The 22570-nt window shown below is 39.6% G+C and carries 23 protein-coding genes, 1 pseudogene and 1 other annotated feature; of the genes and pseudogenes, 21 read left to right on the top strand and 3 right to left on the bottom strand.

The window, feature by feature from the left end; translation table 11 throughout:
* The first annotated feature begins 23 nt into the window (after positions 1 to 23).
* The 8 genes from FAR12_RS06140 (at position 24) to pheA (ending at position 6192) form a co-directional block, all read left to right on the top strand.
* Positions 24 to 1481, top strand: coding sequence for an Rne/Rng family ribonuclease (locus tag FAR12_RS06140; protein ID WP_126407390.1), 1458 nt, complete (start codon positions 24 to 26; stop codon positions 1479 to 1481).
* A gap of 72 nt (positions 1482 to 1553) precedes the next feature.
* Positions 1554 to 1632, top strand: a sequence feature (ribosomal protein L21 leader region).
* 13 nt (positions 1633 to 1645) lie between these two features.
* Positions 1646 to 1954, top strand: a complete 309-nt coding sequence (rplU, locus tag FAR12_RS06135; protein WP_019154671.1) for a 50S ribosomal protein L21 — start codon at positions 1646 to 1648, stop codon at positions 1952 to 1954.
* 11 nt (positions 1955 to 1965) lie between these two features.
* Positions 1966 to 2298, top strand: coding sequence for a ribosomal-processing cysteine protease Prp (locus FAR12_RS06130; protein WP_126407388.1), 333 nt, complete (start codon positions 1966 to 1968; stop codon positions 2296 to 2298).
* 14 nt (positions 2299 to 2312) lie between these two features.
* Positions 2313 to 2603, top strand: coding sequence for a 50S ribosomal protein L27 (gene rpmA / locus FAR12_RS06125; protein ID WP_126407387.1), 291 nt, complete (start codon positions 2313 to 2315; stop codon positions 2601 to 2603).
* A 288-nt stretch (positions 2604 to 2891) separates the two neighbouring features.
* A complete protein-coding gene (locus tag FAR12_RS06120; RefSeq protein ID WP_126407385.1) occupies positions 2892 to 3434 on the top strand; it encodes a sporulation initiation phosphotransferase B in 543 nt (180 codons plus the stop codon).
* Between the two features lie 68 nt (positions 3435 to 3502).
* A complete protein-coding gene (gene obgE, locus FAR12_RS06115; RefSeq protein WP_126407383.1) occupies positions 3503 to 4789 on the top strand; it encodes a GTPase ObgE in 1287 nt (428 codons plus the stop codon).
* Positions 4790 to 4816: 27 nt separating this feature from the next.
* Positions 4817 to 5272, top strand: coding sequence for an ACT domain-containing protein (locus FAR12_RS06110; protein ID WP_126407382.1), 456 nt, complete (start codon positions 4817 to 4819; stop codon positions 5270 to 5272).
* 59 nt (positions 5273 to 5331) lie between these two features.
* Positions 5332 to 6192, top strand: coding sequence for a prephenate dehydratase (gene pheA / locus FAR12_RS06105; protein ID WP_126407380.1), 861 nt, complete (start codon positions 5332 to 5334; stop codon positions 6190 to 6192).
* A 55-nt stretch (positions 6193 to 6247) separates the two neighbouring features.
* Here pheA and FAR12_RS06100 read toward each other — a convergent pair whose 3' ends face one another.
* Positions 6248 to 6781 (bottom strand): transcription repressor NadR, encoded by a 534-nt coding sequence (locus tag FAR12_RS06100; RefSeq protein WP_126407378.1) that lies wholly within the window; start codon positions 6779 to 6781, stop codon positions 6248 to 6250.
* Positions 6782 to 7005: 224 nt separating this feature from the next.
* Between FAR12_RS06100 and safA the strand changes: the two are divergent.
* The 9 genes and pseudogenes from safA to yajC all read left to right on the top strand — a co-directional run.
* Positions 7006 to 7153 (top strand): annotated as a pseudogene (gene safA / locus FAR12_RS24140) (SafA/ExsA family spore coat assembly protein); the annotation flags it as partial.
* Between the two features lie 1812 nt (positions 7154 to 8965).
* The gene (locus FAR12_RS06090) at positions 8966 to 9949 is read left to right on the top strand and encodes a phosphotransferase (RefSeq protein WP_246010299.1); all 984 of its coding nucleotides are present in this window, start codon (positions 8966 to 8968) and stop codon (positions 9947 to 9949) included.
* A gap of 63 nt (positions 9950 to 10012) precedes the next feature.
* Positions 10013 to 10702: a YhcN/YlaJ family sporulation lipoprotein gene (locus FAR12_RS06085; RefSeq protein ID WP_126407372.1), complete on the top strand. Its 690-nt coding sequence runs from the start codon at positions 10013 to 10015 to the stop codon at positions 10700 to 10702.
* A 149-nt stretch (positions 10703 to 10851) separates the two neighbouring features.
* Positions 10852 to 11382, top strand: a complete 531-nt coding sequence (locus FAR12_RS06080; protein WP_425456141.1) for a BofC C-terminal domain-containing protein — start codon at positions 10852 to 10854, stop codon at positions 11380 to 11382.
* 119 nt (positions 11383 to 11501) lie between these two features.
* Entirely contained in the window at positions 11502 to 12113 is a 612-nt protein-coding gene (ruvA, locus tag FAR12_RS06075; RefSeq protein ID WP_126407370.1) for a Holliday junction branch migration protein RuvA, read from the top strand.
* Positions 12114 to 12171: 58 nt separating this feature from the next.
* Positions 12172 to 13173, top strand: coding sequence for a Holliday junction branch migration DNA helicase RuvB (gene ruvB, locus FAR12_RS06070; RefSeq protein WP_126407368.1), 1002 nt, complete (start codon positions 12172 to 12174; stop codon positions 13171 to 13173).
* Between the two features lie 41 nt (positions 13174 to 13214).
* Positions 13215 to 14243, top strand: a complete 1029-nt coding sequence (queA, locus tag FAR12_RS06065) for a tRNA preQ1(34) S-adenosylmethionine ribosyltransferase-isomerase QueA (protein WP_126407366.1) — start codon at positions 13215 to 13217, stop codon at positions 14241 to 14243.
* Positions 14244 to 14305: 62 nt separating this feature from the next.
* Complete coding sequence (tgt, locus tag FAR12_RS06060; RefSeq protein WP_126407364.1) at positions 14306 to 15445, top strand: tRNA guanosine(34) transglycosylase Tgt; 1140 nt, start codon at positions 14306 to 14308, stop codon at positions 15443 to 15445.
* 38 nt (positions 15446 to 15483) lie between these two features.
* Positions 15484 to 15780, top strand: a complete 297-nt coding sequence (gene yajC / locus FAR12_RS06055; protein WP_126407362.1) for a preprotein translocase subunit YajC — start codon at positions 15484 to 15486, stop codon at positions 15778 to 15780.
* Positions 15781 to 15822: 42 nt separating this feature from the next.
* Here yajC and FAR12_RS06050 read toward each other — a convergent pair whose 3' ends face one another.
* Complete coding sequence (locus FAR12_RS06050) at positions 15823 to 16215, bottom strand: TIGR04086 family membrane protein (RefSeq protein WP_126407360.1); 393 nt, start codon at positions 16213 to 16215, stop codon at positions 15823 to 15825.
* A gap of 220 nt (positions 16216 to 16435) precedes the next feature.
* Here FAR12_RS06050 and FAR12_RS06045 point away from each other — a divergent pair, with 220 nt between their 5' ends.
* Positions 16436 to 17080: a DUF421 domain-containing protein gene (locus tag FAR12_RS06045; protein WP_126407358.1), complete on the top strand. Its 645-nt coding sequence runs from the start codon at positions 16436 to 16438 to the stop codon at positions 17078 to 17080.
* Positions 17081 to 17121: 41 nt separating this feature from the next.
* Here the strand turns inward: FAR12_RS06045 and spoVB are convergent, their stop codons facing one another.
* Positions 17122 to 18684: a stage V sporulation protein B gene (spoVB, locus tag FAR12_RS06040; RefSeq protein WP_126407356.1), complete on the bottom strand. Its 1563-nt coding sequence runs from the start codon at positions 18682 to 18684 to the stop codon at positions 17122 to 17124.
* Between the two features lie 203 nt (positions 18685 to 18887).
* Between spoVB and FAR12_RS06035 the strand changes: the two genes are divergently transcribed.
* The 3 genes from FAR12_RS06035 (at position 18888) to FAR12_RS06025 (ending at position 22570) form a co-directional block, all read left to right on the top strand.
* Positions 18888 to 19181 (top strand): post-transcriptional regulator, encoded by a 294-nt coding sequence (locus FAR12_RS06035; protein ID WP_126407354.1) that lies wholly within the window; start codon positions 18888 to 18890, stop codon positions 19179 to 19181.
* A 134-nt stretch (positions 19182 to 19315) separates the two neighbouring features.
* Positions 19316 to 21580 (top strand): protein translocase subunit SecDF, encoded by a 2265-nt coding sequence (gene secDF, locus FAR12_RS06030; protein ID WP_126407352.1) that lies wholly within the window; start codon positions 19316 to 19318, stop codon positions 21578 to 21580.
* Between the two features lie 93 nt (positions 21581 to 21673).
* Complete coding sequence (locus tag FAR12_RS06025; protein ID WP_126407350.1) at positions 21674 to 22570, top strand: cation diffusion facilitator family transporter; 897 nt, start codon at positions 21674 to 21676, stop codon at positions 22568 to 22570.

Raw genomic sequence — 22570 nt, 5'->3', positions numbered from 1 at the left:
GAAGCTGATAAGGGGTATTTGGAGTGGAACAATTAATTGTAAATAGTTTGGGAAGAGAAAAACGATATGCAAGATTAAATAATGATGTACTCGAGAAGTTGGTCATTGAACAGCCAGCGATGCAATCAATGGTTGGTAACATATATTTTGGAACGGTTGAAAAAGTACTTCCTGGGATGAATGCCGCTTTTATTGATATTGGTCAAGAGAAAAGTGGGTATCTCCATCGGGATAAGCTCTCTTCTTTTCTAGTGACGAAAGAGGATAAAAGTATTTCTTCTTATCTTCATCAAGGTGAGAAATTACTTGTTCAGGTGGAAAAAGACCCGACAGGAAATAAGGGGCCAAGGCTTACGGGAATCATTGAATTGAACGGAGAATTCCTTGTTTATATGCCAAAAGGTAGGCAAGTGGCAGTTTCGAAAAAAATAGAGAGCTCAGAAGTTCGAGAGCGGTGGCGCCAATTTGGAAATCAAGTAAAGAGCGAGGACGAGGGTTTTCTGTTTCGAACGAATTCTGTTGAACGTACTGAAGATGAGGCTTTGATAGATCTTCAGCGCTTACGAGAAAAATACGATCAATTACTCACTGTCACAAAAGGGATGAAAAAGCCGGGGCTTCTTTATGAGAAAAATTCCTTTTTGGCAGAAGTGACAGAAATCATGAAACAAATGAAGGCTGGAGTAGTGGTTGTCGATCAGCTTGATTGGAAGAAAGAGCTCGCTCTTTTGAATCAGAATCCAGATATTGAAGTAGTCTATCATCAGGCAAAAGAAAATATTTTTTCCACTTATCGAGTAGAGCATGAAATTGAAAAAGCATTAAACTCGGTTGTTCCTTTAGAGAATGGCGCCTATTTGGTTTTCGATGAAGCTGAAGCGTTAACGATTATTGATGTGAATACTGGGAAGTTTTCAGGAAAAAATCAATTGAAGGATACGGTTCTAAAAACGAATGAGTTGGCTGCAGAAGAAATTGCTCGGCAAATTCGAATTCGTGATTTAGCGGGAATTATCCTTATAGATTTTATTGACATGGTCGATTTAAAAGCGCGAGAGCAAGTGAAACGAAAATTGGAAAATGTTCTAAGGAAGGATGAGCGGAGAACGAGAATGGTTGGATTTACTCCACTCGGCATTTTACAGTTAACAAGAATGAAGACAAGAGTATCTATTTCAGAAAGCTTGATGACTTCGTGTAACACTTGTGAGGGCCTCGGAAAGGTGTTAAGCCCTGATTCGGTTGCCTATCAAATGGAGCGCGAATTGCTGGAGCAAAGAGGGAAAGACGAAGAAGCTATTTTAATTGAAACAACGGACGAAGTAAGAAATATTTTTTCTGGTGAAAGCAGTATTCATCAGAAAACGATGGAAGAAATCATTGGGATGAAAATCTTTTTTACCATCCAAGAAGCACCTAAACCTTACTATTTGATTAGACAGCTAGGTATAATAAAGGATTTAGAGCAGAAGACGAATTAGGAGTGCTCTGGAATTATTATTGACACTTATAGTCGGTCTATGATAATATTTTCATGTTATGTTTGTAGCGCACCCGTGCTACAACCGCACAGACCAGGTCTTAAAGCTTTTCTTTTTGAAAACACCTGAAATGGCGAGTCTGAGTCTAAGAGGAGGTGCAGTTCATGTACGCAATTATCGAAACTGGTGGTAAGCAAATCAAAGTAGAAGAAGGTCAAGCTATCTACATTGAAAAGCTAAACGCTGAAGCAGGCGAAACAGTTACATTTGATAAGGTTTTATTCGTTGGTGGCGAAAACGTTAAAGTTGGTAGCCCTGTTGTAGAAGGAGCTTCTGTAACAGCTAAAGTTGAAAAGCAAGGTCGCGCTAAGAAGATCATTGTTTTCAAATACAAAGCGAAGAAAAACTATCACAAGAAGCAAGGTCATCGTCAGCCATACACTAAAGTTGTTATTGAAAAAATCAACGCGTAAGGCGGTTTAAGATGATTCAAACAACGATTTATCGTACTGAATCTGGACGAGTACAATCGTTTACTATTAGTGGTCATGCCCTCTTTGCCAACAATGGCAATGACATTGTTTGTGCAGGAGCTTCTGCCATTTCCTTTGGAGCGATTAATTCCATTATCGCACTAACTGGAGTGGAGCCAGAAATCGAGCAAGGAGAATCAGGCTTTCTCCGCTGCGTCATTCCGGATAATCTCCCAGAAGACGTACAAGAGAAGGTACAGCTATTGCTTGAAGGGATGATCGTGTCTTTACAGACGATTGAAAGAGATTATGGGAAATATATAAAAATAACCTTCAAAAAGTAGGAGGTGGAATAGTAATGTTAAGATTAGATCTTCAGTTTTTCGCTTCTAAAAAGGGAGTAGGTTCTACAAAGAACGGTCGTGACTCAATCTCTAAGCGCCTTGGTGCTAAGCGTGCAGATGGTCAGTTCGTAACTGGTGGTTCTATCCTTTATCGTCAACGTGGAACAAAGATTTATCCAGGTGTGAACGTAGGTAAAGGAGGAGACGATACTCTATTCGCGAAAGTGGATGGTGTCGTTAAATTCGAACGCCTAGGACGTGACCGTAAGCAAGTGAGCGTCTACCCAGTAGCTCAAGAAGCTTAAGTCTTTAAAAACTCTAACCGCTTTGGTTAGAGTTTTTTTAGCTTTTATGGACGTGAAGAGGCGTTAGACTGCCTAGACCGATAAATTTGGTGTTTAGACCGATAAATTCGATTTTAGACCGATATATCTGTTTTAAGACCGAAATACCCCCATTTTTGCAGTTACGAGTCAGGGCGAAAAATTTATTTTTGACGGATATCATAAAAACGAATCTGAAAACTAGCCTATATACTGATTTTTTTTGATATACTAGCAAGAAGAAGGCAGTTATACTTAGGAGTGCTTTGTATGAAAAAAGATTGGGACACTGTTGAGCTATTGCGACATACTCGACATGATTGGCTAAATAAAATTCAATTGATAAAAGGGAATCTTTCTTTAAACAAAATCGACCGCGTCAAAGAGATTATTAATGAAATCGTGGATGAGACTAGGCAAGAAACGAAGCTATCCAACCTTAACATTCCTCAGTTTGCAGCATTGCTTCTTACATATAATTGGGAAAGTCATTCCATTCACCTTGAATTTGAAATTATAGAAGACCTACATGGTTCAACAAGTAGTCATATTAATGATGAGCTACTTGCTAATTGGACAATTGCATTTCTGGAAGAATTAGATAATTGCATTAAAGCTTTTCACGAAAATCATTTGTCTGTGACGATTGAAAGACAACCATCTGGCATCGGTTTCTTTTTTGATTTTAGAGGAATAATAACAGACAAAGAGCAAGTTAAACAGTTTTTACAACAGCAATCATCCATAGGAAATAAAGTGCATGAGCTTTCAGAACAAGAGCTATCACTTGAAGTATTTTTACCATATCAATGAGTAATGGTGGATTCTCGTCATGTGATGATTCATGAATTAATTAGCTACTGCCGACGGGAGGAACAAAAATGTTTGTAGATCAGGTTAAAATATATATTAAAGGCGGAGATGGCGGCAATGGAATGGTCGCGTTTCGTCGTGAAAAATATGTACCAAAAGGTGGCCCAGCTGGTGGTGACGGCGGAAAGGGTGCAGACGTTGTTTTTGAAGTAGAAGAAGGTCTTAGAACATTAATGGATTTTCGCTACAAACGTCATTTTAAAGCGCCTCGTGGTGAGCACGGCATGTCGAAAAATCAGCATGGTCGAAACGCGAAGGACATGATTGTCAAAGTACCACCAGGTACAGTTGTGACCGATGCAAAAACGAAGGAAGTTATTGCTGATTTAACGGAACATGGTCAAAGAGCAATCATTGCTAAAGGTGGACGTGGTGGACGAGGTAATTCAAGATTTGCGACGCCTGCTAACCCAGCTCCTGAACTTTCTGAACATGGAGAGCCTGGAATTGAAAAAGAAGTAGTATTAGAATTGAAGCTTCTTGCTGATGTCGGCCTTGTAGGATTTCCAAGTGTAGGAAAATCAACTTTATTATCCGTTGTTTCCTCTGCGAAACCGAAAATTGCAGATTACCATTTTACAACGATTGCTCCAAACTTAGGAATGGTTGAAACCGAAGATGGTCGCAGCTTCGTTATGGCCGATTTACCAGGCTTAATTGAAGGTGCCCACTCTGGAGTAGGGTTAGGTCACCAATTCCTACGACATATTGAAAGAACAAGGGTTATCGTTCATGTTATCGATATGGCTGCGATAGAGCAAAGAGATCCATATGAGGATTATGTTGCCATCAATAACGAACTAAAAGAGTATAACTTAAGGCTGACAGAAAGACCGCAAATTATTGTTGCGAATAAAATGGACATGCCAGAAGCAGAAGAAAATCTTGAGAAATTTAAATCACAGCTGAAAGAGGACTATCCAATTTTTCCAATATCTGCCGTGACGAGAAAAGGTTTACGAGATCTTTTATTTGCGATTGCTGATAAAATTGAAGAAACACCTGAATTCCCACTTGTTCATGAGGAAGAAACAGAGGTTAATCGAGTTCTTTATAAGCATGAAGCAGATCAAAAGGAATTTGTCATTACGAGAGAGCCAGACGGCAGCTTTGTTGTCTCGGGTGATGCAGTTGAACGTCTATTCAAGATGACAGACTTCTCAAGAGATGAGTCAGTCCGCCGTTTTGCAAGACAGCTTCGAGGAATGGGTATAGATGATGCCCTTAGAGAACGTGGTATCAAGAATGGCGATATCGTTAAATTGTTAGATTACGAATTTGAATTCCTTGATTAATTGCGGTTTTGTACTGGAGTGGGGAAAATGAGTAAAGATAAATTAGATAAAAAATTCTACTTGGTTCGTGAGGATGTATTGCCTGAGGCGATGAAAAAGACACTTGAGGCAAAGGAAATGATCGAGCGAAAGAAAGTAGAATCCGTGTGGGATGCAGTCCAGCAGGTAGATTTAAGTCGCAGTGCTTTTTATAAGTACCGCGACACGGTTTTCCCTTTTCACACAATTGTAAAGGAAAAGTTAATCACATTATTTTTTCATTTGGAGGATCGTTCAGGTACTCTCTCTCAGCTATTAGGGGTTGTGGCTTCAGCTGGATGTAATGTGTTAACCATCCATCAAACCATTCCCTTGCAAGGAAGAGCTCAAGTAACGCTTTCCTTGAATATTACAGGGATGGCGATTGAAATTAATGAGCTTTTATCGAACTTAAGAAAGCTTGAATTTGTTGAAAATGTAGAAGTATTAGGTTCAGGAGCATAAAAGAGTAAAGGCGTCCTGTATAAATAGAAAAGGATGAGCTTCAGGGGAGGAAAGGCATAATGAAAATAGCTTTTTTAGGTCCGAATGCAACGTTTACAGATATTGCAGTACGTGAACTTTTTCCGAATGATGAAGGTATTCCCTATATTACGATTCCAGATTGCCTGGATGCTGTTATAAAAGACGAAGTAGATGCTTGTGTGGTACCGTTAGAAAATGCACTTGAAGGTTCGGTCAATATTACACTGGATTACTTAATTCATGAAATGAAGCTTCCTATTTTAGCGGAAGTAACAGCTCCGATTCGACAGCATTTAATGGTTCATCCTAATCATCAGGACGATTGGCGAGAGATTGAGGTTATTTACAGTCATTCTCATGCCATTGCTCAGTGTCATAAATTTCTTCACAATCAATGTAAGGGTATGAAAAGAATTAGTGTTACTTCTACAGCAGCGGCAGCAAAATATGTTCTGGAGCATCCAGAAATAAAGGCTGCTGCCATTGCTAATGAGCTAGCCGCACAGGAATATGGATTAACGATTGCGAAGGCGGATATTCATGATTTTGATTTCAATCATACACGATTTATTGTTTTAGCCAAGCAACCACTTGAAATGGTGGACCAAAAGTTACAGGTTGCAGGTAACAAAACGACTTTGATGATTACCTTATCAGAGGACGACCGATCTGGAGCTCTTCACCAAGTTTTATCAGCATTTGCTTGGAGAAAGCTGAATTTATCTAAAATTGAATCCCGTCCAACTAAAACGGGATTAGGCAATTATTTCTTCATTATAGATATAGAAATGAGCATGGATGATGTCCTAATTCCGGGTGCAATTGCAGAGTTAGAAGCGCTAGGCTGTACAGTTGAAGTGTTAGGTAGCTATCCTTATTACCATCTTAATAAAAACTAAGAGAAGCTGTCCCGTTGGGATGGCTTCTCTTAGTTTTTATGACTTGCTCATTCGTCTATTCAATCAAAAATCCATTTTCTCTAAGGGCTTCTACAGCCTTGTCCAATGTTTCTTCAGAAGGAGCTGAAATCGTATGAAGATGAATACCTTCCGTTAATTCTGATAGATAGGACGCTTTTGTAGTTTTGATTTTTTCTACAAAATGTTCGACTTCCTGTGGAGTAGAGACCATGATCGAAGCAGTTAGGTCTCCGTAAACAGAATGTTCAATTTTAACATCTACTACTGTTACACCATGATTCACTAACAGGAGTAATTCCTCTTCTGCTTTTTCCGGTGGATGGGAAGAGGCAATGATCCGTTCGAATTTCTTAAAGTTAGAAGGTTGGCTCATATAAATATACCCTTGACTCGTTGCAATGATTGGTTCATTTTTCGCCTTTAAGAGAGTGATATCTCCAACAATGACTTGTCTGCTGACATTGGTTCTAGTGGCTAATTCACTCCCAGTAAGAGGCTCTCTACTTGTTTTAAGTAAATTTAAGATGAACTCTCTTCTTTCTTCACCTAGAATTTTTTTTCCCTTCAACGTAACTCACCCTTTTTTATCCTTATATTTAAAGTTTAACGTAGATCATTAGACAGGTCGACCAATTCGAATGGAATTCTGATTTTTTTCGACTCATTTAGAAAAAGTTCCCATATGTAATATCATAATTTTTCTCGGCAAAGCATAAGTTTTTTTGAAGATTATTAGCAATTTACCTACATCATCATACAATATATGGACATTTGCATAGGAGGGAAGACAGCGTGAAGATCCATATCGTACAGAAAGGGGATACTCTTTGGAAAATCGCCAAGAAATATGGCGTGAATTTTGAAGAGCTGAAAAAAATGAATTCCCAGCTCAGTAATCCTGATATGATTATGCCCGGTATGAAAATAAAAGTTCCGACTGCAAGTGGAAGCGTAACAAAAGAGGCTACCATTAGCGGCAAAGAAACAAAAATTAATATGGGCGTAAAGAAAGAACAGCAGCTACCATTCGTGAAAGAACAGCAAAAGGAAGCACCTATCCAAGAGCAAGCACCTGCGCCGGTTCAAAAAGCACCGAATGTAGAAGCGCCAAAAGTAGAGGTTGCTAAAAAACCGTTTGTACCAAAAATGCCAAAGCCGATTCTTCCAGAAATCGATATTAATAATTATTTTACGATGAATATGGCTAATATTAACGCAGCACCAAAGCCAGCGCCGAAAGCAACAAATATTATGCCAGAAATAAAGCCATACGAACCAAAACAAAAGGCTGCGATGGAAGAAGAACAGCCAATCAAGGGAGGTACCCAACACCCGATGTATCCAAATAAACCATTTTATCCTGTTTCCCCAGCAATGCAAGGTGCAGGAGTCCCTAATCAACCGTTTCCGCAGGTACAAGGAGCCTTTGACCAACCTAATTATCCGAATATGCCTGGAGTAGAAAGTGATTATGAAGAATCTTCACCATTTATGCCGAATCAACCGTTAGGGGTCATGGGTGCACATGAAGGTCCGAATATGCCAAATATGCCAGCAATGCCACAAGTATCACCAATGATGCAAGCACCTTACCCATATCCACCTTACCCAGCTCACTTATTCCCGGTGTCGCCAGTAATGCCAGGTCCAGGGCAATTACCGGCTTTTCACCACCATCATCCATTTCCACAACCAATGTACCCAATGCCAGGAGTAGCTGGAGCGTATGAAGGACCAAATATGCCAATGATGCCAGAAGTAGCTGGAGCGTATGAAGGACCAAATATGCCAATGATGCCAGGGGTAATGGGAGCACACGAAGGACCGAATATGCCAAACATGCCGGGAGTAATGGGAGCACATGAAGGCCCGAATATGCCAAATATGCCGGGAGTAATGGGAGCATACGAAGGTCCGAATATGCCAAATATGCCGGGAGTAATGGGAGCATACGAAGGCCCAAATATGCCGATGATGCCAGGGGTAATGGGAGCATACGAAGGCCCAAATATGCCGATGATGCCAGGGGTAATGGGAGCACACGAAGGCCCGAACATGCCAAATATGCCAGGAGTAATGGGAGCGTATGAAGGTCCAAACATGCCAAATATGCCAGGAGTAATGGGAGCGTATGAAGGTCCAAACATGCCAAATATGCCGGGAGTAATGGGAGCATACGAAGGCCCGAATATGCCGAATATGCCAGGGGTAATGGGAGCATATGAAGGTCCAAACATGCCAAATATGCCAGGAGTAATGGGAGCGTATGAAGGTCCAAACATGCCAAATATGCCAGGAGTAATGGGAGCATACCATGGTCCAAACATGCCGAATATGCCAGGAGTAATGGGAGCATACGAAGGACCAAATATGCCAATGATGCCAGGAGTAATGGGAGCTCACCAAGGTCCAAATATGCCAAATATGCCAGGGGTAATGGGAGCTCACCAAGGTCCAAACATGCCAAATATGCCAGGAGTAATGGGAGCGTACGAGGGTCCAAATATGCCACAAATGCCAAATGTCGCAGGAGCCTACCAAGGACCAAACATGCCGATGATGCCAGGAGTAGCAGGTGCATTCCAAGGTCCTATGGATGACTGTGGATGTGGAGGCCCAAGATTATTAGGTACGTATGGCCCTAGTAATTATGGATGGAGTGGAGCTCCAGTCTATCCACAACCATTCGTCGGCAATCCATATATGAATCCATATAGTCCGACAGGAAATCTTCCTCAAAGTGAAGATTTTGATGATTAATCATACCGGAGACGATTTTTTATTGAATCGTCTCTTCTCTTATTTAGATAATCAGTTGCCATGGGAAATCGAGTACATAAAACCATTCGGAAGAAAAATTTATTTAGTTGAAAGTTCGCTTGGACCATTTATATTAAAAAGCTTTCGGTCTTTTGATCAACTAATCAAACAGCAATTATTATTAGCGGATTTAAAGAAAGCGGGTTTTCATCACACATATTCTTTTCTTTTTGAAGAACGTGAACCATTATTTTTTGAAAAAGTATATTATGGATGCTTGGAGTATATTCCTCCATCAATGAATCCTTTCAACTTCAATAATCCAAAAGATAGGCAGGACGGTTTAACTCTTTTATCAAAATTTCATCAATCAACTGAAAGAATGGTCACGCATACTACTCTTGAAAAATTCCCTCTTGTCCATAAATGGAGAAGCCGTGTTACCGAATTTATAAACAATCTCTCTGTCATCAAATTATTCGTAAAAGAAGAGATGCTCCACGAATTGCTTGCGTGGTCAGCTTGGGCTCTGGAAGGTGTAGAAAGAGAGTGGGCTTCTATCAATGCTGAATCGGTAGTGGTATTGCATGGGGATCTTGCCCACCATAACTTTATTCGGTCTAAGACAGGAGAGTTATATTTAATCGATTTTGATTTGATATCAATCGGAAATCGACGGATCGATTATCTCCAATACGCGAATCGAATTCTGCCTTCTATCGATTGGTCAATCCAAGAACTTACTCATTTTGAAAAAATGAAGCCATTCCTGAACGAGAAGTTTTTTCTGTATGGCTTAGCTTTTCCGACGGATATCTTGCGCGAGTGGAATCGTTTGATTCGAGATAAGCAATATGATAAACCAGAATTCGTGCGACAATTGCTTGATTTCACAGTTAGTCAATTTAGTGCAAGGCGACAATTTTTTTATCAAATCCAAAGAATGGTCGTAACTGACAGAATGAAAAATGAATAACCCTCACACTCTAATAGAGAGCATTGGTTATGCTCTTATCTCGTGTAAGGGGGGTCATTTTCAATGCAAAAAAAGATAATTGTTCCGGCCACAGTTCTTATTGCGCTAGGGCTTGCAGCATGTGGAAATAATGATGAAGCTACTAATGGGGATAACAATTCACCACTCCCAATGGGTTATTATTCAAATGAACATCATGAGGAAAGTGGAGGAAACACAGATTGGATCAATGAAGATAACGACGGTCCTGCAACAGAATTAATGGACCATACCTTAGGAGGAGAAGGTGAAGAAAGCACCTTAAGAGGTGTCAATAATGAGTCAGCACCCGACGGTAAGTATAGGGATACTTTGTTTAGTCGCAGTGATCGAAATTATCATGGCCATTTAAATAATCTAAATGGTGGGGCAAGAAGTGCATATTATACAAACTATAATGGAGATTTGGCCAAAAAGATCGGTGCAACTGCAGCTTCCGTTGTGAATGTGGGAGATGCGAGAGCACTTATCCATGGTGATCAAGTACTTGTTGCAGCCGTGCTCGAGGATCAAGGCCGTGTTAATGAAACAAAGGCTTCTATCGAGGATGCGGTAAGTCCTCATTTAAAGGGGAAATCTCTTACTATTGCTACGGATGACAGTACGTATAGCCGAATTCGCACGCTAGATAATGATCTACGTGAAGGTGGCCCAAAAGATATGGTTAATGAGGAAATTGATAATATCTTTAAGTCCATCAACAATAATCGCTAGAAAGAAGAAGTCAGCCGTAAAAAGAGCTGGCTTCTTTCTTTTACAAAATCATTCTCGTAAAAAGGATATTTTTTGTAAAAATGGTCACAATAGTATTGGAGTTTTTAAAATGAATTTGGCCAAAACAGGCGCTAAACGAGGTGACCAATGTGCTAAACAAAAGGTCTATTATTTCTATAATTTTTGCTATTCTATTCATTGGATTTGAATATAGTGTGCCAGTTCACGGGCAAATGAATGATGTAAAAGAAACGATGCAGTTTGACCCTATCGAAGTACAGGTTGTCTTAGAAAGAATGTACTTAGATGGAGAATATAGCCAAGAAATAGTCAGTGAAACGATTTGGTCGATGGAAGATTTTTGGGCTAAATATGAGGACTGGGAGTTAATTGACATGACGGAGAACAAAGTGGTTTTTCGTGAATATGTCGATGATATCTCTCCCCTGTTAAAAACGAATGGCTATTTTGGCATATCTAGTGATGGTACCTTAACAATTTTTAATGGCAGGCCACAAACATCGAAAATCATCCATACTTTTTTTCAATTAGATATGGGAAAGCTTGAAAGCAAAAAGCAAGAGGAATTGAAAAAAGGAATACGGATAAAAAATAAGGATCGTTATGTTGAAGTGCTAGAAACATTTAAACATTATACTTTAGATAAACAGGCAAATTAGGGACCGAGTAAATCGGTTCTTTTTATTTTGTGCACACGCTCCTATGAACACTTTAGTTTCTTTATGCCAAACCGAATGTATGGTACAATGGGGTACAGCAAAATAGAGGGGCGAATGCAGTGTTTGAGTTTATCGAAGGTAAGGTTGATTTTGTAGGACCTGAATATATAGTACTAGCAACGAACGGGATTGGGTTTCAAATTATGACGCCAAATCCGTTTATTTATTCAAAGGATCAAGGCCAAGAAGCAAAGGTATATACATATCATTATGTCCGTGAAGATGTCATGGCGTTATATGGCTTTCAATCTCGACAAGAAAAAACACTTTTTACAAAATTACTAAATGTTTCTGGAATTGGACCAAAAGGTGCTTTAGCTATTCTAGCATCAGGCGAACCAGAGCAGGTAGTTGACGCGATTGAAAATGAAGACGAGGCTTTCCTAGTGAAGTTCCCTGGTGTTGGGAAGAAAACTGCTAGACAAATGATTCTGGATCTAAAAGGGAAGCTTCAAAATGTCGTACCTGATTTCTTCCCAGATTTATTTGCGCCAGAAAGAGGCGAAAGAACGGTTCAAGCTACGAATCAAGAGCTGGAAGAAGCAATGTTGGCTCTGAAGGCATTAGGATATTCTGAAAAAGAACTCAAGAAGATTGAACCAGCTCTACAAAAGGAATCTTTATCGACCGATCAATACATAAAATTGGGATTACAAAAATTATTACGCTGATCGATAAGAAGAGCGTAAATCTGAACTAAAATGGAAACCTACGAAAGGGGTGACGAGAATGGATGAACGGATTGTTTCAGGTGAGGCAGATATGCAGGAACTCTCCCTTGAACAAAGCTTACGTCCTCAAACCCTTAGACAATATATTGGGCAAGATAAAGTAAAAGAAAATCTCGAAGTGTTTATTCAAGCTGCGAAGCTACGAAAAGAAACATTGGATCATGTTTTACTATATGGCCCGCCAGGACTTGGGAAAACGACGTTAGCTACGATTATTGCGAATGAGATGGGTGTTCATATTCGAACGACTGCTGGTCCAGCGATTGAACGACCAGGCGATTTGGCTGCGATTTTAACTGCATTAGAGCCAGGCGATGTCCTATTCATTGACGAGATTCATCGACTACCACGTTCGATTGAGGAAGTTCTTTATCCAGCAATGGAGGATTTTTGTCTAGATATCGTAATTGGTACGGGTCCTAGTGCGAGATCCGTTCGTTTGGATCTTCCTCCTTTCACACTTGTCGGAGCGACCACAAGAGCGGGAGCCTTATCTGCCCCTCTCCGTGACCGATTTGGTGTATTAAGTAGATTAGAGTATTATCGTGAAGAACAATTAAGGGAGATTGTCATTCGGACGGCTGAGGTTTATGAAGTGGAAATTGAACCTCAAGCGGCAGTGGAAATTGCGAGACGATCAAGGGGAACCCCAAGGATCGCGAATCGTCTATTAAGAAGAGTCCGTGATTTTGCCCAGGTTCGTGGCAATGGGGCGATTGACCATCAATTGGCACAGGAGGCGTTGGAGCTTCTTCAGGTCGACCGTTTAGGCTTAGACCATATTGACCATAAATTATTAAGAGGGATCATTGAGAAATTTCGTGGTGGTCCAGTAGGTTTAGAAACGATTGCTGCCACAATTGGAGAAGAATCGACAACCATTGAGGATGTATATGAGCCATATTTATTACAAATTGGTTTTCTGCAACGAACGCCTCGAGGGCGCATGGTAACAGACCTCGTCTATCAACATTTCCAAATGGAATTACCGACGCAATAAAAAATATTTAGCAGCTATTTACTAGAAACAGGGTGACATCATTGAAGGTAGATTTATTTGATTTTCATTTGCCAGAAGAATTGATTGCGCAAACTCCGCTGCAAGATCGTACAAGCAGCAGATTAATGGTTTTAAACAAAGAAACTGGTCAAATTGAACATGAGATTTTTAAAAATGTAAAAAACTATTTGCGTGCGGGAGACTGTATTGTTCTAAACGATACGAGAGTTTTACCTGCAAGGCTATTCGGCGAGAAAGAAGACACAGGTGCAAAAATTGAAGTGCTTCTTTTAAAGCAGGTCGAAGGAGATACGTGGGAAACTCTTGTGAAACCAGCGAAGCGGATTAAGGAAGGTTCCGTTATTACATTCGGTAATGGTCTTCTTTCCGCTATTTGTGTTGGGGAAAAGGAACATGGTGGCCGTCTCCTTAAGTTTCGTTATGAGGGAATCTTTTACGAAGTGCTAGAAGCTTTAGGTGAGATGCCTCTCCCACCTTATATAAAGGAACAGCTTGAGGATAAAGACCGCTATCAAACCGTTTATGCAAAGGAGCGGGGGTCAGCAGCTGCACCAACTGCAGGACTACATTTTACAGAAGCTCTTTTAGAAGAGTTGAAGGAAATGGGCGTACATATTGCTTTTATTACGTTGCATGTAGGGCTTGGTACATTCCGTCCTGTAAGTGTGGATGATATTGATGAGCATGAAATGCATGCTGAATTCTATCAAGTATCAGAAGAGACAGCGAGCTTGCTTAATGAGATACGTGCAAATGGGGGAAGAATAGTTACTGTAGGAACAACCTCCACGCGAACATTAGAAACGATTGCGAGTGCACATGATGGGAAATTTGTTGCGGCCAGTGGATGGACAAGTATTTTTATTTATCCAGGCTATGAATTTAAAGCGATTGATGGGATGATTACGAATTTTCATTTGCCAAAATCAACACTCATTATGTTAGTGAGTGCTTTAGCAGGACGAGAACATGTGTTAAACGCCTATAATACAGCGGTCGAGGAAAAGTATCGTTTCTTCAGTTTTGGCGATGCGATGTTAATTATTTAGGTTATTTCGTATAAAAAGCTATTATTTAAGAGCTTCTAAAAGAAGCCAGGAGGTACGGAAGATTGACAGCAATACGTTATGAATTAATTAAAACATGTAAACAAACAGGTGCTAGACTTGGACGCGTACATACGCCACATGGTTCTTTTGAAACACCTGTATTTATGCCAGTAGGGACACTTGCGACAGTTAAAACGATGTCCCCTGAAGAATTAGTACAAATGGGTGCAGGAATTATCTTAAGCAACACGTATCATTTATGGTTACGCCCTGGACATGAAATTGTCAAAGAAGCGGGCGGACTTCATAAATTTATGAATTGGGATCGCGCCATTTTAACAGATTCAGGTGGATTCCAAGTCTTTAGTTTAAGTGAGTTCCGCAAAATTGAAGAGGAAGGCGTTCACTTCCGAAATCATCTTAACGGAGATAAGCTCTTTTTATCTCCTGAAAAAGCGATGGAAATCCAAAATGCCCTTGGCTCTGATATTATGATGGCATTTGACGAATGTCCTCCTTTCCCTGCAACATTTGATTATATGAAGAAGTCAGTAGAAAGAACGTCTAGATGGGCTGAGAGATGCTTAAATGCTCATCAGCGTCCAAATGACCAAGGTCTCTTCGGAATTGTTCAAGGAGGAGAATATGAGGAACTTAGAAAGCAAAGTGCGAAAGACCTTGTTTCTCTTGATTTCCCAGGCTATGCAGTTGGTGGTTTGTCTGTTGGTGAGCCAAAGGATGTCATGAACCGTGTGCTTGAATTTACAACACCGTTGCTTCCGAACAATAAGCCAAGATATTTAATGGGAGTGGGTTCTCCTGATTCATTGATTGATGGAGCGATTCGTGGAATTGATATGTTTGATTGCGTATTACCATCAAGAATTGCCCGCAATGGTACATTGATGACAAGTGAAGGTCGTCTTGTTGTTAAAAATGCTAAATTTGCGAGAGATTTTGGACCAATTGATCCGAATTGTGATTGCTATACATGTAAAAATTATAGCCGAGCTTACATTCGTCACTTAATTCGTTGTGATGAAACGTTCGGAATTCGACTTACGACTTATCATAACCTATATTTTCTGTTAAAATTAATGGAGCAAGTCCGCGAAGCGATTCGTGAGGATCGATTAGGGGACTTCCGAGAAGAATTTTTTGAAAGATATGGCTTCAATAAGCCCGACGCAAAAAACTTCTAAATAAGTTATGAGAATAGTTTTGAAGGGAGGTTAAATATATGGGAGGCACTTTAGGAACAATAGCACCACTTATTTTAATGTTTGCGATTTTCTACTTTTTATTAATTCGCCCACAACAAAAGCGTCAAAAAGCAGTTCAACAAATGCAAACGAACTTAAAAAAAGGTGACAAGATTGTCACGATTGGCGGATTACATGGTATCGTCGATGCAGTGGATGAAGGTAAGATTGTCATCAAATGTGGAGATGGAAGCCGTCTTACATACGACCGTGCAGCTGTACGTGACGTAGTTGAGTCTGCACCAGAAACAAGTGATATGTTAGCAAAGAGCTAATAATAGCAGAAAGCGCCCTATTCAATCTAGGGCGCTTTTGTCTTATGCACTCCGAGTTTTCGGAGTAGTCATATTCACTCCAAGAATACCACCCATCATAGCCGTCAGAATATAGCAGACATGATAAATGATTTGTTCGACGGAAAATAAGCTGTCATACCCCAAATATTGAAATAAGAAAATGATTAGGGTATACAGTATTCCTGTTAATGAACCGATAAGCCAACCTTTTTGCTTACCTCTACCTCCTGAGACAAATCCTCCAACAAATAGAGTAATAAAGGTAATGGCAGTTGTCACAATACCAAGTGAAGATTCCTGTGTAGACGTAAATCTTAAAATGAGTGAAAAAATAAAGCTACTAATAATCAGCAGTAAAAATATCGCAATTACGCCGAATAAAACAGCACTTCCAAAGCTTCTTGACTCCTCTATTTTGACCCTCTCCCCTCAACTAAATGTAGCAATGTTTTCTTTATAGAGCTATTCCACATTCTTAGTACATGCTTATTCAAACTGGACGAAAAATAGAATCTTTTTTGTTCGCAATTTCGTTGTCTGAAGAGAAGAAATTAGATCATATTGAAATATATTTGTCGTAAAAGACCATAATAAGACGGTACAGGCATTTTGAATAGGAAAAAGGGGATCGAGGATGCATGAGATTTTCACCATATTAATCAGGACGGTCTTTTTATACGCACTTATTATCGTGATTTTTCGTGCGATGGGTAAACGAGAGATTGGCGAATTAAGTATTTTAGACTTAGTTGTGTACATTATGATTGCGGAAATGGCTGTTATTGCGATAGAAAAACCCCGTGACGAGCTATATCATAGCGTTATACCAATGATTCTTTTAATGACGATCCAAATTATTTTTGCCCTTATCTCGCTCAAAAGTAAAAGGTTTCGGGATGTAGTTGAAGGAAAACCAATTTTGATCATTAATCATGGAAAAATTGATGAAGAACAGATGAGAAAGCAAAGATACAATTTTGACGATCTCTTGCTACAGCTTAGAGAGAAAAATATTCGTAACATTGCCGATGTGGAATTTGCGATTTTAGAAACCTCTGGAAAGCTAACCGTTTTTAAAAAGGAAGAGAAAGTGGGAGGGATTACGATTCCTCTTATTGTTGATGGAGAGATACAAGAAAAAAATCTAGAACGAATTGAAAAAAATCAGTTATGGCTGAGACAAGAACTTCGAAAAAAGGGCTATAAGGAGATCAAGAACATCTCCTTTTGTAGTTTTCAGGACGGGGAGTTCTTTATTGATGTAAAAGGACCAATATGAAAGGAGACGGGTACAATCACCTGTCTCCTTTCCTCTATTCGCTATCTAAACGCAAATCTGGAGAGAGCTTGACCAATTATTGGGATACGCTCAAGGTCGTTTTTGCGAATTAATCCGAATGCAAGAAGAAGAGAACAATATGCGAAACTAATGACGATTGTTGCCATCACAAGTTTCATCACGGGAGACATTTCCCCTAATAGGTTCTGGTAGGTGAGTGCTCCGGCCCAGCCAGACAATCCCATTACAATAAACGCTAACAAATATTCACGGATATAAAAGGTAAAGGAAATTTTTTTCATGACTGTGGCAAAGTGAAGAAAGGTCACCAAAACGATTCCAACAATGATTCCCAGTGCAACCCCATTAATGCCGAAGCTCGGCTGACTCGCTAGTGCGAATATAACAGCCAGTTTTACAACAGAGCCTACTAAACTGTTGATCATAGCAGCTCTTGCAAGATCTAATGCCTGTAGTGTGGCCTGAAGTGGACCTTGATAATAATAGAGTAGGTAAAATGGAGCCATTATTTTAATAAAAAAGAAGCCTGATGCAGAGCCATACATCGCTTCCATGAGCGGCTCTGCCAATACATACATAATGACAATAGCTAGTCCACCCGTCAAAAAGACAAAGCGAAGGGCCTGTTGCAAACGGTATTCAATTAATCCTTTATCTTGCTTCGAATGGGCTTCGCTTATAGCTGGTACAAGCGATGTGGATAAGGAATACGTAATAAAAGAGGGTAATGCCAAAAGTGGCATGGCAAATCCCGTAAGTGAGCCGTATTGTTTTGTAGCAAGTGCTGTTCCAATCCCTGCTATTGCTAGACTCAGAGAAACAACAATTGGTTCGAAAAACCAAGAGAGATTACCAATTAATCTGCTCCCTAGTGTCGGAATGCTTACCCCCATTAACTCTCGAAAAGTTGATTTTCCTGCTTTTATTTGTGAAAAAAACTTTTTTCTTACACGGAACTTCTTTTTCATCTTAAAGGCTGTGAACAAGTAGATCATGGATAGTAGCTCACCGATAACAGCTGCCAGCATGGCACCAGCTGCAGCATACTCAATTCCATAAGGTAAGAACATTTTGGTGAATACAGCAATTAATGCAATCCGTACGATCTGCTCAATTACTTGCGAATATGCAGCAGGCTTCATGTTTTGTCGACCTTGGAAGTACCCACGAATGACCGCCGAAACAGCGACAATTGGAATGATTGGTGTAATCGCAAGTAACGGCCATTTTGTACGATCATCTGTAAATAGAATGTCAGATAAGTATGGTGCACTGAAAAATAAGGCTGGTGTAAAAATAAGCGATAAGGAAACCGTAGTCGCTAGCGAAACGACGAGGATTTTCTTAATCTTCTTAAAATCCCCTTTGGCCTCTGCTTCCGCAACACTTCTTGAAATCGCTACCGGTAGACCAAGCTGGGTTATGGCAATGACAAGCATAAGAGTAGGGAATACCATCATGTACAATCCTACTCCCTCTTCCCCAATAAGTCGGGCTAGGACAATACGATTAATAAATCCGAGAATTCTTGTAACCAACCCTGCAACTAGTAAAATAATCGTACCTTTCAAAAACTTAGACATTCTACTCCCGCCTTCTTCTCTATGTAAATCAAGCAAATTATGAATCTAAAAAAGGTTTTAACGAAATTTAGGTATATTTTGCTACTTTTTTACCGAAGTTTCTTTATGAAAGTCGTTTGATCATATACAATTATTTATATGCACCTTAGTGGACAAAGCATGACAAGTGCAAATAATTTAGTTTTATACTAGGGGGAGTCTGGATGGCCGTTCATGCGTATGAACGATTTCGCAATGAAGTTAAACCAGCATTAAAAAGTAAAGTAGAAGAATTGAGTCTTCTTGGATATGGGACGATTCAAGAGCAGCAATTGTGGGATTTCCTCATAAATAAAAAATGGAAGCGTGTGAAGGAAGACATCAAATTGTTCGAGATAGTAGAAGAGGTCATGTCTTTGAAGGCTGGAGAATTTATGAATTACGCTTCAGTTGAGGCCCTAAAGCTGTCAGAGTTTTCCTTTGATAATGAGGAGGATCTTAAAGAACTTTTGAAATAAAACTACCTGAATGAAAATTGACACTTGTTTGAAACTGTTTCATAATTACAATATTGACTTTTGCTAATTTGGTAGTAAAACCGAGAGTTTCTAACTGACGTTTTTTGCTTAACCGTAAGGAGGATATCTACATAATGGTAAAACGTAGTAGAATCGTTGCTTTTTTTCTATTTTTGCTAATCGCTATTGGAATATTTGGAGCAACGACGAAAAATATTGTTGGCAATATAAAGCTTGGACTTGATCTGCAGGGTGGTTTCGAGGTTCTATATCAAGTTACCCCAGAAAAGGGCCAAAAAATTAATGAAAAAATATTAGCAAGCACTGCTGACGCGTTAGATCGACGAGTTAACGAATTAGGGGTTAGTGAGCCTAATATTCAAATTGAAGGCGACGACCGAATCAGGGTTCAGCTTGCCGGTGTGACTGATCAAAATGAAGCTAGAGAAATGCTTTCCACAGAAGCAAATCTATCTTTCCGTGATGCGAATGATAATCTTCTCATGGACGGAGCAGATTTGAAGGAAAACGGGGCAAAACAAACTTTTGATGAAAATGGAAAACCTAGTATTTCCATAGATTTAAAGAGCGCAGATAAATTCAAAGAAGTTACAGAAAAAGTTTTAAATATGGGTGCGCCTAATAACGTTTTAGTTATTTGGTTAGACTTTGAGGAAGGCAAGGATTCTTATAAGGAAGAGATCTTAAAAGAGAATCCTAAGTTCTTGTCTGCACCTACTGTAAATCAAATATTTAACCAAGATTCCGTTTCAATTGTTGGTAATTTCACATTAGAAGAAGCTACCAATCTTTCCTCACTATTAAACGCGGGTGCGCTACCTGTTAAGCTTGACGAAACATACTCTATGTCCGTAGGAGCTAAATTCGGAGAGCAAGCGATGGAAAAGACCGTTATTGCTGGGGTTATCGGGGTAATTGCCATTTTCTTATTCATGATGTTCTATTATCGTTTCCCAGGAATTATTGCAACCATCACGCTTACCGTATATTGCTACATCACGCTACTTATTTTTGATTGGATGAACGTTGTATTAACTCTACCTGGTATTGCCGCGTTAATTCTCGGGGTCGGTATGGCGGTTGATGCGAATATCATCACGTATGAAAGAATTCGAGAAGAGTTAAGGGTAGGAAAGTCTGTTAAAGCAGCTTTCAAAGCAGGGAATGAAAGTTCCTTGTCAACTGTTACAGATGCAAACTTAACAACTCTTTTAGCAGGTGTTGTACTGTTCTTCTTTGGTCAAAGCTCAGTTAAAGGATTTGCGACAAGCTTAATCATCAGTATTCTTGTAAGTTTTATCACCAATGTTTACTTATCAAGATGGCTTTTAGGTTTGTGGGTCAACAGCAATGCCCTTGCAAACAAACCAAGCTGGTTTGGGGTTAAACCGAGTCAAATACATGATATTGCTGAAGGCGTCGATACACTAGACTTAACAACAAAATTTGATCGATTCGATTTTGTGAAGAGTCGTAAAAGATTTTTCCGAATCTCGATTATATTATTTGTTGTAGGTGTTATTGCACTTGGAGTCCTTCGCTTAAATCTAGCGATTGATTTTTCAAAAGGAACGCGCGTTGAAATTCTTTCAGATTCGCCACTGACAACAGAAACTGTGGCAAGTGCGTTTGAAAAAATGGGATATGAAACAGACGATATTGTCATTTCAGGCGAAGACAAAGAGATCGGTGTAGCTCGATTCACAGATGTCCTATCGAAAAATGAAATTGCTGAATTAAAAGAGTCATTTAAAGATACGTTTGGTTCAGAACCGAACGTAAGTAGTGTTACTCCAACTGTAGGAAAAGAAATAGCGAAAAACGCTATATATGCAATGATTATTGCAACAATCGGACTAATTATTTTTGTTACGTTCCGATTCGAGTTTCATATGGGAGTTGCTGCAATTATTGCTTTATTGTATGCGACATTCTTCATTTTCCCTGTGTTCAGCATTAGTCGTATGGAAGTTGATCTAAACTTTATTGCGGCAGTACTAACGATTATCGGTTATGCCATCAATGATACGATCGTAACCTTTGACCGTATGCGTGAAAATATGCAAAAGAGAAGAAAAATCAAGTCTTTTGAGGATATCTCAGATATCGCGAACAAGAGTCTTCGACAAACCCTTGGTCGTTCCGTTAATACGGTATTGATGGTCACTTTAACCGTTATTGCACTCATGATTTTCGGAAGTGAGTCAATTCGACCATTCTCAATTGCTTTGTTAGTTGGATTACTAGTGGGTACTTACTCATCTATCTTTATTGCTGCTCAGTTATGGGTAGAATTTAAGAAAAGAGAACTAAAGAAAAAAGGTGTCATTATTACGTATAAAGAAAAACGTAAGAAGACGGATGAACCACAAGTCTAACCGCAGGATTTCCTGCGGTTTTCTTTTCTTTGTTTTGACTTTCTTTTTGGGGTACACTATTTGGGTATGATTTAAAAAGGAGAGAGTAATTCGGTGCAAAAGGATGAACGCTTTAAAAAAGCGGAGTTTGTGGCAATCATTGGGATTGTGGGAAATCTTATTTTAGCGTTAATGAAGTGGGGCATTGGATTATATGCAAACAGTCGGGCATTAATGGCAGATGCAGTAAATTCAGCTTCTGATGTTGCTGGCTCCCTAGCTGTTTTAATCGGTTTAAAGGCAGCAAAACAGCCTCCCGATGAAGATCACCCCTATGGACATGGGAAAGCAGAGTCAATTGCGGCGATTATTGTTGCCGTATTACTCGTGTTAGTTGGTTTCCAAATTGGAGAGTCATCGTTTCGCTCTTTCTTTGCCCCGATTGAGGCACCAAAAACAGTTGCGATATACGCTGTCATTCTTTCGATAGTAGTAAAAGAAGCGATGTTTCGCTATACATATGACCAGGCGAAAAAATTAAATAGTGATGCCTTAATTGTCACGGCCTATGACCACCGTTCAGATGTTTATTCCTCATTTGCTGCATTAATCGGAATTGGCGCTGCGATTGTCGGAGGGTACTTTCACATCGAATGGTTGGAATATGCTGATCCAGTTGCGGGAATCGTTGTTTCGATCATGATTTTAAAAATGGCATGGACATTAGGCAAGGAAGCCATTCACAATACGATGGACCACGTTCTACACGATGAAGATACACTGGAATTAAGAAAACTAGTTGAGACTGTTCCAGAGGTCAAGAAAATAGATGCGCTACACGCAAGAGAGCATGGACCCTATGTCATTATTGATTTGAAAATCTCAGTCGATCCTCATATGACAGTAGAAGAAGGTCATTTAGTTGGCAAGGATGTTAAGAAGAAACTGATGGAAAAAGCAAATGTAGAGGATGTTTTTGTCCATATAAATCCGTATAACCCAGAGGATTAA

This window comes from Bacillus yapensis (genome assembly GCF_005280205.1).
GTDB lineage: Bacteria > Bacillota > Bacilli > Bacillales > Cytobacillaceae > Robertmurraya > Robertmurraya yapensis.
This window is presented reverse-complemented; position numbering and strand designations above follow the sequence as displayed.